The 15,671-nt window shown below is 61.4% G+C and carries 8 protein-coding genes, 2 tRNA genes and 2 rRNA genes; 7 read left to right on the top strand and 5 right to left on the bottom strand.

From position 1 onward, the window contains the following. Positions 1–138 precede the first annotated feature (138 nt). Complete coding sequence (locus IF809_RS35995) at positions 139–981, top strand: hypothetical protein (RefSeq protein ID WP_128968580.1); 843 nt, start codon at positions 139–141, stop codon at positions 979–981. 46 nt (positions 982–1,027) lie between these two features. Here IF809_RS35995 and IF809_RS35990 read toward each other — a convergent pair whose 3' ends face one another. Further along, entirely contained in the window at positions 1,028–1,891 is an 864-nt protein-coding gene (locus IF809_RS35990; RefSeq protein ID WP_128968579.1) for an alpha/beta fold hydrolase, read from the bottom strand. A gap of 214 nt (positions 1,892–2,105) precedes the next feature. Here IF809_RS35990 and IF809_RS35985 point away from each other — a divergent pair, with 214 nt between their 5' ends. Further along, entirely contained in the window at positions 2,106–2,747 is a 642-nt protein-coding gene (locus tag IF809_RS35985) for an NlpC/P60 family protein (RefSeq protein WP_128968578.1), read from the top strand. A 122-nt stretch (positions 2,748–2,869) separates the two neighbouring features. On the opposite strand, the gene IF809_RS35980 is transcribed toward IF809_RS35985, so the two are convergent. Continuing rightward, on the bottom strand, positions 2,870–3,658 hold the full coding sequence (locus IF809_RS35980; protein ID WP_128968577.1) for an MOSC domain-containing protein: 789 nt from the start codon (positions 3,656–3,658) through the stop codon (positions 2,870–2,872). 243 nt (positions 3,659–3,901) lie between these two features. Between IF809_RS35980 and clpB the strand changes: the two genes are divergently transcribed. After that, complete coding sequence (gene clpB / locus IF809_RS35975) at positions 3,902–6,541, top strand: ATP-dependent chaperone ClpB (protein WP_128968576.1); 2,640 nt, start codon at positions 3,902–3,904, stop codon at positions 6,539–6,541. A gap of 75 nt (positions 6,542–6,616) precedes the next feature. On the opposite strand, the gene IF809_RS35970 is transcribed toward clpB, so the two are convergent. The 3 genes from IF809_RS35970 to IF809_RS35960 form a co-directional block, all read right to left on the bottom strand. Then, a complete protein-coding gene (locus IF809_RS35970; RefSeq protein ID WP_128968575.1) occupies positions 6,617–6,883 on the bottom strand; it encodes a hypothetical protein in 267 nt (88 codons plus the stop codon). 89 nt (positions 6,884–6,972) lie between these two features. After that, positions 6,973–8,592 carry an NHL repeat-containing protein gene (locus IF809_RS35965; protein ID WP_128968574.1) on the bottom strand — a complete coding sequence of 540 codons (1,620 nt, stop codon included), beginning with the start codon at positions 8,590–8,592 and terminating at the stop codon, positions 6,973–6,975. A 142-nt stretch (positions 8,593–8,734) separates the two neighbouring features. After that, entirely contained in the window at positions 8,735–10,798 is a 2,064-nt protein-coding gene (locus tag IF809_RS35960) for a peptidoglycan DD-metalloendopeptidase family protein (RefSeq protein WP_462839898.1), read from the bottom strand. Positions 10,799–11,799: 1,001 nt separating this feature from the next. Between IF809_RS35960 and IF809_RS35955 the strand changes: the two genes are divergently transcribed. The 4 genes from IF809_RS35955 to IF809_RS35940 all read left to right on the top strand — a co-directional run. Continuing rightward, a 16S ribosomal RNA gene (locus IF809_RS35955) occupies positions 11,800–13,286 on the top strand. A gap of 187 nt (positions 13,287–13,473) precedes the next feature. Further along, positions 13,474–13,550 (top strand) — tRNA-Ile (locus IF809_RS35950). Between the two features lie 33 nt (positions 13,551–13,583). Beyond that, a tRNA-Ala gene (locus IF809_RS35945) sits at positions 13,584–13,659 on the top strand. Between the two features lie 388 nt (positions 13,660–14,047). Further along, a 23S ribosomal RNA gene (locus IF809_RS35940) occupies positions 14,048–15,671 on the top strand; the annotation flags it as partial.

The following is a 15,671-nucleotide window of genomic DNA, read 5'->3' as shown; positions in this document are numbered from 1 at the left end:
CTACGATACGGGCCGACTTGATCGCCTCGCAACTGCCAAGGCGAACGGATTTGAGACCATCGAGAGCTACGATGACTACAAGGATCGCCAATCCAGGCTCAGTGGGTCGGGAATCATCCTGAACAAGAAGTGATTGTCATGCTGAGCAATATCGAAACGTTGTTTGTTCGCCTCCTGAGAGGGACGGTCATCGCGACCGCGATGGTGTCCTTCATCATCACGATGCTGGCGCTGCTCTTCGCACTGTATGCGGAGTTCGCGCCGAATCCGAAGGTGAGGCTCGCCGATCAGATCGACCGGTTTCGCCAGGTGACGGATCCGGTCAAATTGATCAGGGAGGTCTTTCCGGCGGAGGCACCTATCGTCAAGGAGACTGGTGGGCCCGACAATGTGGCTTACGAAAAGGGAAAGCGTCTCGATCCGGAGATCTTGCAGCAGTTCAACAAGTTTCTCGATGGTGCGCTGGGAGCCAGCTTTGAGAACGCGTCCCAGTTCGCCGATTGGCTTCACAACAACGGTGTGCGGTTCCGCGGCTATTCCGCGCTGGAGGACCGAAACGCGCTTGATGAGGGCAACATCGAGGTGCTGTGGCGCTCCCTCATCTTCGACTACGCCAGGCGACTGAGCGCGCGAGCACCGGCCCTGGCGACGGCAAACAAGGACAAGCAGTATTCGTCCGCCATCGATCGCTTCACGGCCGCTACGCCTCCCACCCGCGCGCCGTATTTCGTGGTGTGGTTCTTCAACAAGCTGCAGGGCGAACTGCAACTCGTCGCCCAGGAATTTCAGGAAGAGCAAGACCGCAGGCTAGCCCTGCGATTGATGGCTCCTGTCGCCCTGTACGTCGCAGCAGGTGCCTTCTCCTATTTTATCTTCATCATGTTCCTGTTCTTGCTGGTATCGATCGAGGCCAGCGTCAGGCGGCTGGCCTCGGCGGGTAATTCCGCATTGCCACCGCTACCGGCGGCTCCCAAGGTCTGATCGCTTCGCTGCGCTCGCAATGACCATGCGTGGTGGCGCCGTTGCTCTAGTGCGCCGCCAGCGACCTCGGATCGCGCATCGGCCAGCGGCCTGCTTCCACCAGGGTCACGAACCGTTCCACGCTTTCGTTGAACAGCGCGGGTTCCTCAAGATTTAGCACGTGGCCTGACTTCGGAAACATCGCTAGGCCCGCGGCAGGCAGGTGCTTTTTTAGGAACAGACTTGCGCCGATGCACGGATCATCCTCGTCGCCGCAGATGATCAGTGCGGGCGTGGCCGCTTTCGCGATCGCCTCCGTCATCGTGTAGATCGACGGCCTGCCGCCCTGGAAGCCGCGCATCGTGTTGGCCGAGCCTTTGGCATCGTGCCGCGCCAGCGCGGCATAGAAATCGGCGTGGCCGCGCGGGTCCTTGACGAGGAATGGAATCCGGCTCGGCGCTTCCCGCGTGGCCTTGGCGACCTCGGCGGAGCCCAGCGTCTCGAATTGCTCGGCATTGGCGCGGCACTGCTTGCGCCAGGCCTCCAAATTCTCGAGCTCCGAACCAGAGCCGACGCCGGCCAGCGTCATCGACAGCGCGCGCTGCGGCGCGTTCAATCCGATCTGGAGCGACGAGTAGGCGCCCATCGACAGGCCGACGAGATGTGCGCGCGCGATTCCGAGGTGATCAAGCACGGCGAGTGCGTCGGTGTAGAAATGCGTGTAGCTGTAGACCTCGCCGTCGGGCACATCAGACGGCGTGTAGCCGCGCGCGGAATAGGTGATGCAGCGGTGGCCGCGCGAGAAGTAGCGCATCTGCGGCTCCCAATTGCCGTAGTCGGCCGCGAACTCGTGCAGAAAAAGTATCGGCGTTCCCTGGCCCGCTTCCTCGAAATAGATGCGGACGTCGTCCCTGGTCGTGGCGTGGGGCATTAACCGTTTCCCTCTCTTCAAGCCATGAGTTGAGGATCGCAGTTAATGCTGATGTCCGCAATGAGGCAGCTTCCTGCCAGCACTGACGCAAAATCATCGCAGCTATTCGCAGGCACCGTGTCTTTTTCTCGCCACATCGGGCGGCTTAACGGCCTCATCGATGTCGGCCACCGCACGGCCGATGGGAAAGTGGGGTGTCAACGTAGGATGAAGAATGGTTGAGTTGTTTGCGTCTCGCCTGTCGCGTTGTGTTGTCGCGCTGGCGATCTTCGTCGCGGCTTTTGCCGCATTCGTTTCTCCGGCCTCCGCGCGGCCGCATCATCGTCATAGCGCAGAGCGGCACGCTTACGTGCATCACGCCAGACATCATCATTATCGCCACTCCACCCGCGGCTCGCGCTTCGAGCGCAGCGCGACGGCGTTGCGGTCCAGCGAATTCGCCAACACGCAGGCCAGCTATGATCCGAGCGCCAATGCGCCCGCGAGCATGAGCGGCGGCTTCGGCGGCGGATCGGGTCTGGTCTCCGAGGCGCGGCGTTATCTGGGCGGCAATCCCACGGGGCGCGGCAGCCTGTGGTGCGCGCGTTTCATGAACATGGTGCTGCAGAAGACCGGCCATCAGGGCACCGGCTCCGACATGGCGAGCTCGTTCGCGCACTACGGCACGCGCGTCTCAGGTCCCCAGGTCGGCGCCATCGCAGTGATGTCGCGCGGCCGCCGCGGCGGTCATGTCGGCATCATCACGGGCATCGACGCGCAGGGCAATCCGATCATGATCTCCGGCAACAACGGCAATCGCGTCCGCGAGGCCCCGATCTCGCGCGGCAGGATCTATGCGTATGTGATGCCGAATTGAAGCTCGTCGCCGGCGTCATTGCGAGGAGCGAAGCGACGAAGCAATCCAGGCTGTCTCACCGGCAGCTCTCTGGATTGCTTCGCTGCGCTCGCAATGACCGAGTGTGGTGCGCCGATATCGGCTCACACCAGCTTCGGCTGCTCCACCGCGACCGTATCACCCACGCCGATCTCGCCGCCTTCGATCACCTCGGCGTAGATGCCGCAATCCATGTGGCCGAGATGGCGCGAGAGCGTCGGCGGAATATCGAGATCGCGCACGGCGGTGTCAGGATCGACGTTGGTGGCCGGGCAGCGCTTGATGCGCTTGACCACTTTCAGGCGCGCCTGTCCGATCGCGAGCGTCTGGTCGACCAGATCGAGCTCGGACCAGGCCGACCAGCCCTTCACGTAGAGATTGGCGCGGAAGCGCAAGGGATGGACGGCAACGCCGCCGAGCATGGCCTCGATGGCGCGGACGCTGTCGAGATTGATGATGGACACCACCTTGCGGGCGACGTCGGAAAAGCTGTGGCCGCGGCCGGACAGGACTTTCGGCGGGCCCTTCAGCTCGGGCTGAAAGTTCTCGCTGAAATAGGTCTCGATCGCAGCGCGCCCAGCCGCGGTCTCGAGATCGCCGCTGGCGACGATCTCGCCGTCCTTACGGATGGTCAGGCGATTGGTCGCATCCTCGAACCGACTGTCCAGAGACGCCAGCCGCTCGTTGCGGGCCAGCATCAGGAATTGGACCTTCGGCTTCCATTCGGGGGCCTCGGGGTCAAACCCGCTGGGGCCGTTCTCGATGGCGTAGCGGCGGTCCGCGGGCAGGGTCTGACCGGACCGCAAGGCGACCCGGGGCAGGGATTCCGGCGTCAGCCCCTTGATCGGGTAGCGGTAAAGGGCGGTGATTTCGGCGGTGTGGCTGGCTGTCATGCCGCTACTTAGGGGATTCGCCCCGCACCCGCCAAGCGGCCCGATCAGCGCACGAAATTGTGAATACGCCTCTTCCGATCCGAGGACGCACTTCCCACATCTGGGTCAGGCCGGCGCCAGCGCGGGCTGATAACGACCGTTTGTTGCGTTGAGGAATGTCAACGCGACGAGCGGAAACCCAATGAAGATGCCGTTTGGGGTGCCTTGCAGGGCCCCATGGGCAGGCCGAGGGAAAGAAAAGCTATGAATATCGAGAAGTATACCGAACGCTCCAGGGGCTTCATCCAGTCCGCGCAGTCGCTTGCGATGCGCGAGGGGCATCAGCAGTTTTCCACGCTCCATGTCCTGAAAGTCCTGCTGGACGACAATGAAGGGTTAGCTGCCGGTCTGATCGACCGCGCCGGCGGCAATTCCCGCGCAATCCTGAAGGCGACCGAGGACGCCCTGGGCAAGGTGCCGAAGGTCAGTGGTGGCGGCGCAGGCCAGATCTATCTGGCCCCGGAACTCGCGCGCACGTTCGATGCCGCCGAAAAGGCCGGCGAGAAGGCCGGCGACAGCTTCGTCACGGTCGAGCGGCTGCTGCTCGGCCTCACGCTGGAGAAGACCAGCGAAGCCGGCGCCATCCTGAACAAGGGCGGCGTGACCCCGCAGAACCTCAACGCCGCGATCGAAGCGCTGCGCAAAGGCCGCACGGCTGACAGCGCCACGGCCGAGAACGCGTATGACGCCCTGAAGAAATATGCCCGCGACCTGACCCAGGCGGCGCGCGATGGCAAGCTCGACCCGGTCATCGGCCGCGACGAGGAGATTCGCCGCACCATCCAGGTGCTCTCGCGCCGGACCAAGAACAATCCCGTCCTGATCGGTGAACCCGGCGTCGGCAAGACCGCCATCGCGGAAGGACTGGCGCTGCGCATCGTCAATGGCGATGTGCCGGAGAGCCTCAAGGACAAGAAGCTGCTGTCGCTTGATCTCGGCGCGCTGATCGCCGGCGCGAAGTACCGCGGCGAGTTCGAGGAGCGGCTGAAGGCCGTGCTCCAGGAAGTCACCGGCAGCGAAGGCACCTTCATCCTGTTCATCGACGAGATGCATACGCTGATCGGTGCCGGCAAGGGCGACGGCGCGATGGACGCCTCCAACCTGCTCAAGCCGGCGCTGGCGCGCGGCGAGCTGCACTGCATCGGCGCGACCACGCTCGACGAGTACCAGAAGCACGTCGAAAAGGACGCCGCACTGGCCCGGCGCTTCCAACCGATCTTCGTCAGCGAGCCATCGGTCGAGGACACCATCTCGATCCTGCGCGGCCTGAAGGACAAGTACGAGCAGCACCATGGCGTGCGGATCACGGATTCCGCGCTCGTTGCGGCCACGACGTTGTCCAACCGCTACATCACGGATCGCTTCCTGCCCGACAAGGCGATCGACCTTATGGACGAGGCCGCGGCGCGGCTGAAGATGCAGGTCGATTCCAAGCCGGAAGAGCTGGATTCGCTCGATCGTGAGATCATCCGGCTCAAGATCGAACAGGAAGCTCTCAAGAAGGAAAGCGACCTCGGCTCCAAGTCCCGGCTCCAGACGCTGGAGAAGGATCTTGCCGAGCTCGAGGAGAAGTCGGCTTCGCTGACGGCGCGCTGGAGCGCGGAGAAGAGCAAGCTCTCCGACGCCCAGAAGCTGAAGGCCGAGCTCGACGGCCTGCGGGTCGAACTGGCCAACGCGCAGCGGCGCGGCGAATTCCAGAAGGCGGGCGAGCTGGCCTATGGTCGGATCCCGCAGCTCGAGAAGCAGCTTGCGGACATCGAGGCCAAGGAGAACTCCGGCGAGATGATGGAGGAGGCTGTCACCGCCAATCACGTCGCGCAGGTGGTCTCGCGCTGGACTGGCGTGCCGGTCGACAAGATGCTGGAGGGCGAGAAGGAGAAGCTCCTGAAGATGGAGGAGCAGCTCGGGCAACGTGTCGTCGGGCAGAGCGAGGCCGTGCGTGCGGTCGCCACCGCCGTGCGCCGTTCGCGCGCGGGCCTGCAGGATCCGCACCGGCCGACCGGTTCGTTCATGTTCCTGGGCCCGACCGGCGTCGGCAAGACCGAGCTGACCAAGGCGCTCGCCGAATATCTCTTCAACGACGAGACCGCGATGGTCCGCCTCGACATGTCCGAATACATGGAGAAGCACTCGGTCTCGCGGCTGATCGGCGCACCTCCGGGCTATGTCGGCTACGACGAGGGCGGCGCGCTCACCGAAGCCGTGCGGCGCCGGCCCTACCAAGTGGTGCTGTTCGACGAGATCGAAAAGGCGCACCCCGACGTCTTCAACGTCCTGTTGCAGGTGCTCGATGACGGCCGCCTGACCGATGGCCAGGGCCGTACCGTCGATTTCCGCAACACGCTGATCATCATGACCTCGAACCTCGGTTCGGAGTTTCTGGTGAATCAACCCGAGGGCGAAGACACTTCGGCCGTGCGTGAGCAGGTGATGGGCATGGTGCGGGGACATTTCCGTCCCGAGTTCCTGAACCGTGTCGACGAGATCATCCTGTTCCACCGCCTGCAACGGAGCGAGATGGGCCGGATCGTCGAGATCCAGTTCGCGCGGCTCCAGAAGCTGTTGACCGATCGCAAGATCGTGCTGACGCTCGATGCCGCAGGCCGCGACTGGCTCGCAGCCAAGGGCTGGGACCCCGCCTATGGCGCCCGGCCCTTGAAGCGGGTGATCCAGCGCTACCTCCAGGATCCGCTCGCCGAGATGATCCTGGCCGGCGACGTCAAGGACGGGGACAATGTTGCGATCTCGTCCGAAGGCAACGTGCTGACCTTCAACGGCAAGGCGCCGCAGACCGCGGAGATCACCCAGTTCGAAGCGCCGGTGTCGAAGCGCAAGCTGAACTGAGCACTGAACTCGCGACTACGAATACCGCCCCGGAGAGGTCGCCTCTCCGGGGCATTCTTTTGCGCTTGATCGAGCCTAGCTGATTGCGAACGCCGAGCCGGGTCCTGTTAGACCTTGCTCGTCATCGTCCTGGTCGAGCTCCGAGAGAATATCCACGAGCTCGCGCACGCGTCCCTGCGCCAGTGGGCGCAAATCGTTGATCATCGGCTCGTCATTGGCGAGCCAAGCCTGGGCTTCGGCAAGCTCCTCGGCGGTTGCGCCGGTTCCGATGATCTGGGCAATGGTGACCTCGTCGGCCCGGTCCACGGCCTTGGCGACATCGTCGCGTGAGAGGCGCGTCATGGGCGATCCTCCTGCTGATGGGCTTCCCGATTGCCTCTAACCGGGAATCCCAGCCTCGGTTCCGCGCGCAGGCCCGTTGCGCGCGGAGGCTATTTCTTCACCACCTTGTAGATCGCATTCTCGATATCGGAGCTGAAATAGATGGCGCCGGTCCCACCGATGGCGACACCGGTCGGGATGTGGGTCGGCAGGCCGTTCGGCGCGCCGGTCAGGCCGATCGGAAGATTGGCCGCGATCTCGGTGAGCTGGCCGTTCTCCGGCGCGATCTCGATCAGCCGTTTGGCACCGACCTCCGCCACGATCAATCGGCCGTCGCTGCCGCGCGCGAGGCCTTCAGGCATTTTCAGGTCCTTGGCGAGCACGGTCTTCTCGCCGTTCGCGTCGATCCTGGAGACCGTGCCGGCGAAGCCTTCGGTCACGTAGACCTCGTCGCTCGATCCGCCGACGAGGCCGATCGGGCCCTCGAGACCACCGATCAAAGTGGTGCGATCCTTGCCATGCTCGCCGCTGACCTTGACCAGCGACTTGGTGCCGAGCTCGGCCACCAGGATGTTGCCGTCGGCAAGCACGATCGCATCATGCGGCGCCTTGAAGCCGTGCAGCATCTCGCGCGTCGCACCGGTCTTGCCGTCGATCACCTGCACCGTGCCGGTGAACCAGCTCGACAGGACCACATCGTTGCCCTTCGCCGTCGCGCTCATCGGATATTCGAGCGTGGTGCCATCGGCGTGCATGCGCGCCTTTTCGGTGACCTCGCCGGTTCCGCCGTCCACGGTACGATAGGCGAACACGTCGGCGACGTGGACCGTATCCTTGCCGTCCTCAGAGGTGACACCGATGCCGCCGGGCAAAGCGAGCTTGCCGATGATGATCTGCTTGGCCTGGCCGGTCGCCGGGTCCACCTCCTGGATGCCGTTGTCGGCCATGTTGGAGACGTAGATCCGGTCCTTGTCGTCGAGCGCGAGATTGTCCAGCGACGGCTTCAGCTGCGCGACCATGGCTTTGGTGCCGGACTTCGGATCGACCCGGACGAGCTGGCCGAGCGCGGTGTCGACGACCCAGAGATTGCCCTTGGAATCGAAGTTCACCGCGGCGGGCACCTTGAAGCCGTCGGCAACCACCGTCAGCTCGGCCTTGTCGACGTCGATCCTGGCGACCTGTCCCTTGAACCAGAGCGGTCCGTACAGCTTGTCGTCGGGGCCGAATTCGAAGCCGTTGAGGCCGCCCATCTTCTCCATGATCTGCCGCGGCGGTTTGACGCCTTCGACGTCGATCTCATAGAGGGTGTCGCCGAGGAAGACCGTTGAGGCGTAGAGCCGGCCGTCCTTGCGGTAGGCGAGCGAGTTGATGCCGGGAAGGCCGGATGCCAGCTTCTTGATCGGGCCGTCGCCCTTGCGTGAATAGAGATCGCCGGTCAAGAAACCGGTCCAGGCCATGGTGCCGTCGGGCGCGAAGGCGATGTCGTCGGCCATGCCGACAGGAGCGGGGATTGCAACCTTCGCGGTGCCCGCAGCGACGTCGACTTCGTAGAGCGCTGCACCCGCGACGCTGCCCGCAAACAGATGGCCGTCCTTGTCGATTCCGAGCCCGTGCACGCCATGAAAGGCCGAGCCCGGCACGAGCCTCGTGACCTGCCAACTCTCGGCAAAAACGCTCGTGCTTGCGAAAATCGCAGCCGCAAACGCTGCGCAGGCGAGCCTGGTCGTCATGGCGAGACCTCCCGATTTTTGGAAAGTATTCGCCCGTCACGCGGCTTTGGCAAACGAAACTTGAAATTGTGCCGCCGTGATATGCCGCCGCATCAGGGCCAGGTTTTTGCGGAGACGTGCGGCCGATCCCGGCCGGTTGCAATTACCGGTTGGTGACCTGCAACGGCCCGCCGGTGGCGTCCGACAGGCGGGCGATGGCGCCGCCCCGGCCGCTCATCATCGCATCGAGCCGGTCGCGCTCCTTCTCGAAGCTGGCCAGCATCGGCCCTTCCAGCGAACGGCCACGCGGCAGCTTCACGCGCATCGGGTCGACGAAGCGGCCGTTGACGAGAATTTCGTAGTGGACATGCGGGCCGGTCGACTGGCCGGTCGAGCCGACGAAGCCGATGACCTGGCCCTGCCGCACCTTCTTGCCTGCTTCCATGCCCTTGGCGAAGGCCGACATGTGGCCGTAGGCGGTCTCGTAGCCGTTGTTGTGCTTGATGCGGATATATTTGCCGTAGCCGCCCTCGAGCTGGGCCTTCTCGATCACGCCGTTGCCGGCGGCGAAGATCGGCGTCCCGTAGGCGGTGGCCCAGTCGACGCCGGTGTGCATCTTCACATAGCCGAGGATCGGATGGCGGCGGCCGCCGAAGCCGGAGCGCATGATGGCGCTGTTGACGGGCTTCCTGACCAGGAACTTCTTCGCGCTCTTGCCGGTCTCGTCATAGTAGTCGACGACGCCGTCGTCGGGGCTCTGGTAGCGGTAATATTTCTTGGTTTCGCCGCCGATCGTGAGCGAGGCGAACAGCACGTCGTTCTTCTCGCTCGAGGTCGTGCCGTCTTCTTCGCCGGCATAGAACACGTCGAACGAGTCGCCCGGCTGCACCTTGCGCTGGAAATCGACGTCGTAGGAGTAGATCTTGATCATGTCGTCGATGACGGGCATCGGCACTTTGTTGCGCATCGCGGTCTCGTAGATGCTCTGGTAGAGCCGCACGCCGCTGCCGTCGTCGTCGTCATCGTCCTCGCTGCTGGTGCTGGTCGTGGCGTCGGCAACGGTGTTCATGCTGGAGACATCGACCGCGACGTATTTGCCGAGATCGGACAGTGCTGCGATCGCCTCGACCACGGTGTCGTTTGCAACCACGACGCGATAGGGCTGCAGCCGTGCGCCGGGGCTTGCCGGCGCCATCAGGATGCGAAGCTTCTCGCCTTCCTTCAGGCCGCCGTCGCGGCCGCGCGGACCGAGGGTCGCGGTGATCGCCTTGATCTCCTCGGTCGTGGCGCCGAGATCGCGCAGCACCGAGCCGACGCTGTCGCCCTTCTTGACCAGGTGCACGCGCTCGCCGGTGGGATTGCCGCCGGTGATCTGCTCCTTGGTCTTCGGCAGCAGCGTGACGTTTTCCGGCACCACGCGGGTCTCGAAACCGGCATAGGGATCGGACGACGACGCTTCGGTGGCGTAGGCCATCTTCATGTCCGTGGCGCCGGTCGCGCCCGAGACGTCGGCGGCGGCGTTGGCCAGCGAGGCATAGCGCACCCCGCCATTGCCGCGCCAATTGGCGGCATCGCGCACCCGCATCAGGATGTCGTCGAGCGCCACCACCGCGGAGATCTTGGCCTTCGGCAGCACCGGCGAGAGATCCTTCGTGACGAAGGAGACCTCGGCGTCGGGCTCGACGGCTTCGGGATTGTTCGGGTCGTCGGAGGCGGTCTTCGGATCGGAGCCGACGTCGGTGAGCAGACGCTGGGCGTTGAACGGCGGAATCTTCGCCGACAGATCGCTCGTCGTCATCGACAGATTGCCGGCGATCCGGATGAAGGGCCGCACGCGCATCACGTCGCGGTTGCCGACGCGGGCCACCGTCGAGACGCGCACGATGTTGCGCGAGGCGGTGGAATCGTTCGGCGGCGGCAGGCGATCGCTCTTGTGCAGCGTGGCGGTGCGATCGGCGGTACCGAAGGCACCGCGCAGCGCGCCTTCGACGCGCTCCGGCACCTTGGCGAAGGTCATTTCGCCGTCGAGCGATGCGAAAACGGCGCCGCCGATCAAGGCCGCGCCGCAGAGTCCGGTCAGAATTGTGCCGCTGAACCATTGCACCGAGACGCGACGGCGATCGATCACGGCGGCCTCGGAACCATCGACGGACAGCGGCGGCTCGTGGCCGAGATCGATGATCCCGGTCTCACGCCCGTAAGCGCCGCGTGACGTCCTCTGGTTCAACCCAAGTCCCCCAATCAACGACCCGACAGCCTTGCTTCGTGTCTCTCCCCGGTCGCCCTCTTGAAGGGGCATCGCGGGAAAAGCCATGCCGCACAGGTGCTCGCGCTCAGAAGGCCTCAGTTGAGGCCCGGCCGAAATTACGAACAGCTGGGCAGGTGAAGGTCTCTCGATGTCTTTCGAACGTCCGAAGAAGGCCGCGTCATCGTCAGATCGCCTTCTCTGAACCCCATGAAAACCGCCGGCAGCCCCCACTGGCCTCCCTGCGATTCAAGCTTGTCTCTTATCAGAACGCCGCGGGATTGTGGCTCTAGTACGGCGCATAAGATGGAAAAAGTTTCCTGAACGGGCCGGCGCGGCCTTGGGGGTGAGGGGCGCCCGGGGCCGTGTCCAGACCCCCCCCCCTCAGGAGCCCCTCACGAGCCCCCAGGGCGACAAACTTTTTTTCAGATTTTTTGCCGGACACCGTCGCTCTGCTCGCTTCAGGGTCTCCTAATCGTTTGGAATCGCTAGAATTTTTCCGCCAATCCACTGTGCGACGATTTGTTGACGATTGGCGTTGACAGCCCGGAAGGTGGGGCCTATAACCCCAACCACTGAGCGCGGCGCCGCCGGGTCACTGACCAAGGCGAGCGAACGCGCCACTGATGCTCCTCAACTTGTTGAGTGACACAACAGCCGACACAATCGGTTGGAGTCATTCGACGTCGGTAAGAGTGTCGGAACCCTTCCACTCCGGAAGGTTGGGGCCTCCACGGCCCCGGGCTGTTTGACAAGTGAAGATGAAGAAAGAGAAACGTGGACGGCGGAGTCCTTGCGCCTCTCGGACCACTTGAGAGCTTCGGCTTTTGAGTACTGAGAGAGGACGAAAGACTTCGGCGGTACACGTTTCAAAGGAAACACCATCGTTGTCCGCGATGTGAATCGCAGACAGCAAGTCGATTTCGGTCGACAATGGTGGGACCTCGTCAAACGTTGTGATCAGCCGGTTCAAAGTTCAAGTCCAACTTGAGAGTTTGATCCTGGCTCAGAGCGAACGCTGGCGGCAGGCTTAACACATGCAAGTCGAGCGGGCGTAGCAATACGTCAGCGGCAGACGGGTGAGTAACGCGTGGGAACGTACCTTTTGGTTCGGAACAACACAGGGAAACTTGTGCTAATACCGGATAAGCCCTTACGGGGAAAGATTTATCGCCGAAAGATCGGCCCGCGTCTGATTAGCTAGTTGGTAGGGTAATGGCCTACCAAGGCGACGATCAGTAGCTGGTCTGAGAGGATGATCAGCCACATTGGGACTGAGACACGGCCCAAACTCCTACGGGAGGCAGCAGTGGGGAATATTGGACAATGGGGGCAACCCTGATCCAGCCATGCCGCGTGAGTGATGAAGGCCCTAGGGTTGTAAAGCTCTTTTGTGCGGGAAGATAATGACGGTACCGCAAGAATAAGCCCCGGCTAACTTCGTGCCAGCAGCCGCGGTAATACGAAGGGGGCTAGCGTTGCTCGGAATCACTGGGCGTAAAGGGTGCGTAGGCGGGTTTTTAAGTCAGGGGTGAAATCCTGGAGCTCAACTCCAGAACTGCCTTTGATACTGAAGATCTTGAGTCCGGGAGAGGTGAGTGGAACTGCGAGTGTAGAGGTGAAATTCGTAGATATTCGCAAGAACACCAGTGGCGAAGGCGGCTCACTGGCCCGGTACTGACGCTGAGGCACGAAAGCGTGGGGAGCAAACAGGATTAGATACCCTGGTAGTCCACGCCGTAAACGATGAATGCCAGCCGTTAGTGGGTTTACTCACTAGTGGCGCAGCTAACGCTTTAAGCATTCCGCCTGGGGAGTACGGTCGCAAGATTAAAACTCAAAGGAATTGACGGGGGCCCGCACAAGCGGTGGAGCATGTGGTTTAATTCGACGCAACGCGCAGAACCTTACCAGCCCTTGACATGTCCAGGACCGGTCGCAGAGATGTGACCCTCTCTTCGGAGCCTGGAACACAGGTGCTGCATGGCTGTCGTCAGCTCGTGTCGTGAGATGTTGGGTTAAGTCCCGCAACGAGCGCAACCCCCGTCCTTAGTTGCTACCATTTAGTTGAGCACTCTAAGGAGACTGCCGGTGATAAGCCGCGAGGAAGGTGGGGATGACGTCAAGTCCTCATGGCCCTTACGGGCTGGGCTACACACGTGCTACAATGGCGGTGACAATGGGATGCTAAGGGGCGACCCTTCGCAAATCTCAAAAAGCCGTCTCAGTTCGGATTGGGCTCTGCAACTCGAGCCCATGAAGTTGGAATCGCTAGTAATCGTGGATCAGCACGCCACGGTGAATACGTTCCCGGGCCTTGTACACACCGCCCGTCACACCATGGGAGTTGGTTTTACCTGAAGACGGTGCGCTAACCGCAAGGAGGCAGCCGGCCACGGTAGGGTCAGCGACTGGGGTGAAGTCGTAACAAGGTAGCCGTAGGGGAACCTGCGGCTGGATCACCTCCTTTCTAAGGATGGCTCTTCAGAAGCTTGCTTCTATCGAGCTGTTTTAGAAACATCAGGGGCCAACAGATCGCCAGATCGTTGAGCTCCATTGGCGGGATTTCGCCGTCTACGTTTCTCTTTCTTCGCGGACGAACACGCGCTGGGCCTGCACGCAGCAGGATCCAGGGTCCTTAACGGGATATGCGTTAGGGGCTTGTAGCTCAGTTGGTTAGAGCGCGCGCTTGATAAGCGTGAGGTCGGAAGTTCAAGTCTTCCCAGGCCCACCACTTTCATCGAGTGAGCATTCGTCTTCTGGTTACGGGGCCATAGCTCAGCTGGGAGAGCGCGTGCTTTGCAAGCATGAGGTCGTCGGTTCGATCCCGTCTGGCTCCACCAGATGGTTTGATCACCGAGGTCATGCACCGTCGTCCGCGAAACATCACTTCGCATCCTGCTAGTCTGGATAGACAGCAGAATGCGTGTTTTCTGACATCGTAAAGAGGAGATCGATCCGAGTTGGGTCGTGTAGCAGATTGCTGCGCGGATCCTTCATTATCTCCGGATCATTTTCGGCGCTCGACGCTGACTGCAAGGTTGGCAGCGAGTTGTAAAATGATCCTTTTAGCGAAGCTTGACCGCCTCGCTATCGGAACGATCTTACGAAGCAAGCTGGTCTTTCTAGTCAATGTCCGGCTGCGACAATCGTATCTTCGAGGGTACGTGCCTTTAGTGGCAATTGCGCAGACAACATTCTGCCGAGTGTGTGGACATTGATAATGAGAGCAATCAAGTGCCTTAAGGGTGTTCGGTGGATGCCTTGGCGCTGAGAGGCGATGAAGGACGTGCTACGCTGCGATAAGCCGTGGGGAGCTGCGAAGAAGCTTTGATCCGCGGATTTCCGAATGGGGAAACCCACCTTCGATAGCCGGAACTCCAAGACCTTGGTTTTGGGGTTCGATTGGGAGACCGAGAGGATCTGAAGCCGAGAGGTTTTGGATTTCCGGTTATCAAGAGAAGGTATGAGACTTCTGAATACATAGGAGGTTTCAAGCAAACCCAGGGAACTGAAACATCTAAGTACCTGGAGGAAAGGACATCAACAGAGACTCCGTTAGTAGTGGCGAGCGAACGCGGACCAGGCCAGTGATACATCAAAGACAATCGGAACCGGTCAGGAAAGCCGGGCCTCAGAGGGTGATAGCCCCGTACGAGTAATGCGATGATGTATCCACGAGTAAGGCGGGACACGTGCAATCCTGTCTGAACACGGGGGGACCACCCTCCAAGCCTAAGTACTCCTCAGCGACCGATAGTGAACCAGTACCGTGAGGGAAAGGTGAAAAGCACCCCGACGAGGGGAGTGAAATAGACCTGAAACCGGACACCTACAAACAGATGGAGCCCAAGATTCGTTCTGGGTGACATCGTACCTTTTGTATTATGGGCCAGCGACTTAATTTAACGAGCAAGCTTAAGCCGATAGGCGAAGGCGTAGCGAAAGCGAGTCTGAATAGGGCGCCAAGTTCGTTGTATTAGACCCGAAACCTAGTGATCTAGCCATGAGCAGGTTGAAGGTGAGGTAACACTCACTGGAGGACCGAACGGGTGCCTGTTGAAAAAGGCTCCGATGACTTGTGGTTAGGGGTGAAAGGCCAATCAAACTGGGAAATAGCTGGTTCTCCGCGAAAGATATTTAGGTATCGCCTCGGATGAATACCTCAGGGGGTAGAGCACTGGATGGGCTAGGGGGACTTACCGTCTTACCAAACCCAACCAAACTCCGAATACCTGAGAGTACTATCCGGGAGTCACACGGCGGGTGCTAACGTCCGTCGTGGAGAGGGAAACAACCCGGACCTACAGCTAAGGCCCCTAATTCGTGGCTAAGTGGGAAAGGATGTGGAAATCCCAAAACAACCAGGAGGTTGGCTTAGAAGCAGCCATCCTTTAAAGAAAGCGTAACAGCTCACTGGTCTAAATAAGGGTTTCTGCGCCGAAGATGTAACGGGGCTCAAGCCACGAGCCGAAGCTTAGGGTGTAGTCCGCAAGGGCTACGCGGTAGCGGAGCGTTCTGTAAGCCTGCGAAGGGCGACTCGTGAGAGCGCCTGGAGGTATCAGAAGTGCGAATGCTGGCATGAGTAACGACAAACACTGTGAAAGACAGTGTCGCCGAAAGTCCAAGGGTTCCTGCGTAAAGTTAATCTTCGCAGGGTTAGCCGGTCCCTAAGGCGAGGCCGAAAGGCGTAGTCGATGGGAATGCAGTGAATATTCTGCAGCCAGTGGATGGTGACGAATCCCGTGTGTTGTCCGACCTTACTGGATTGGTCGGGCCTCGAAGGGGTTCCAGGAAATAGCCTCCACATTAGACCGTACCCGAAACCGACACAGGTGGACTGGTAGAGTATACC

This window comes from Bradyrhizobium sp. UFLA06-24 (assembly GCF_054967145.1).
Note: the sequence above shows the minus strand (reverse complement) of the source record. Positions and strands in the feature narration are given on the sequence as shown.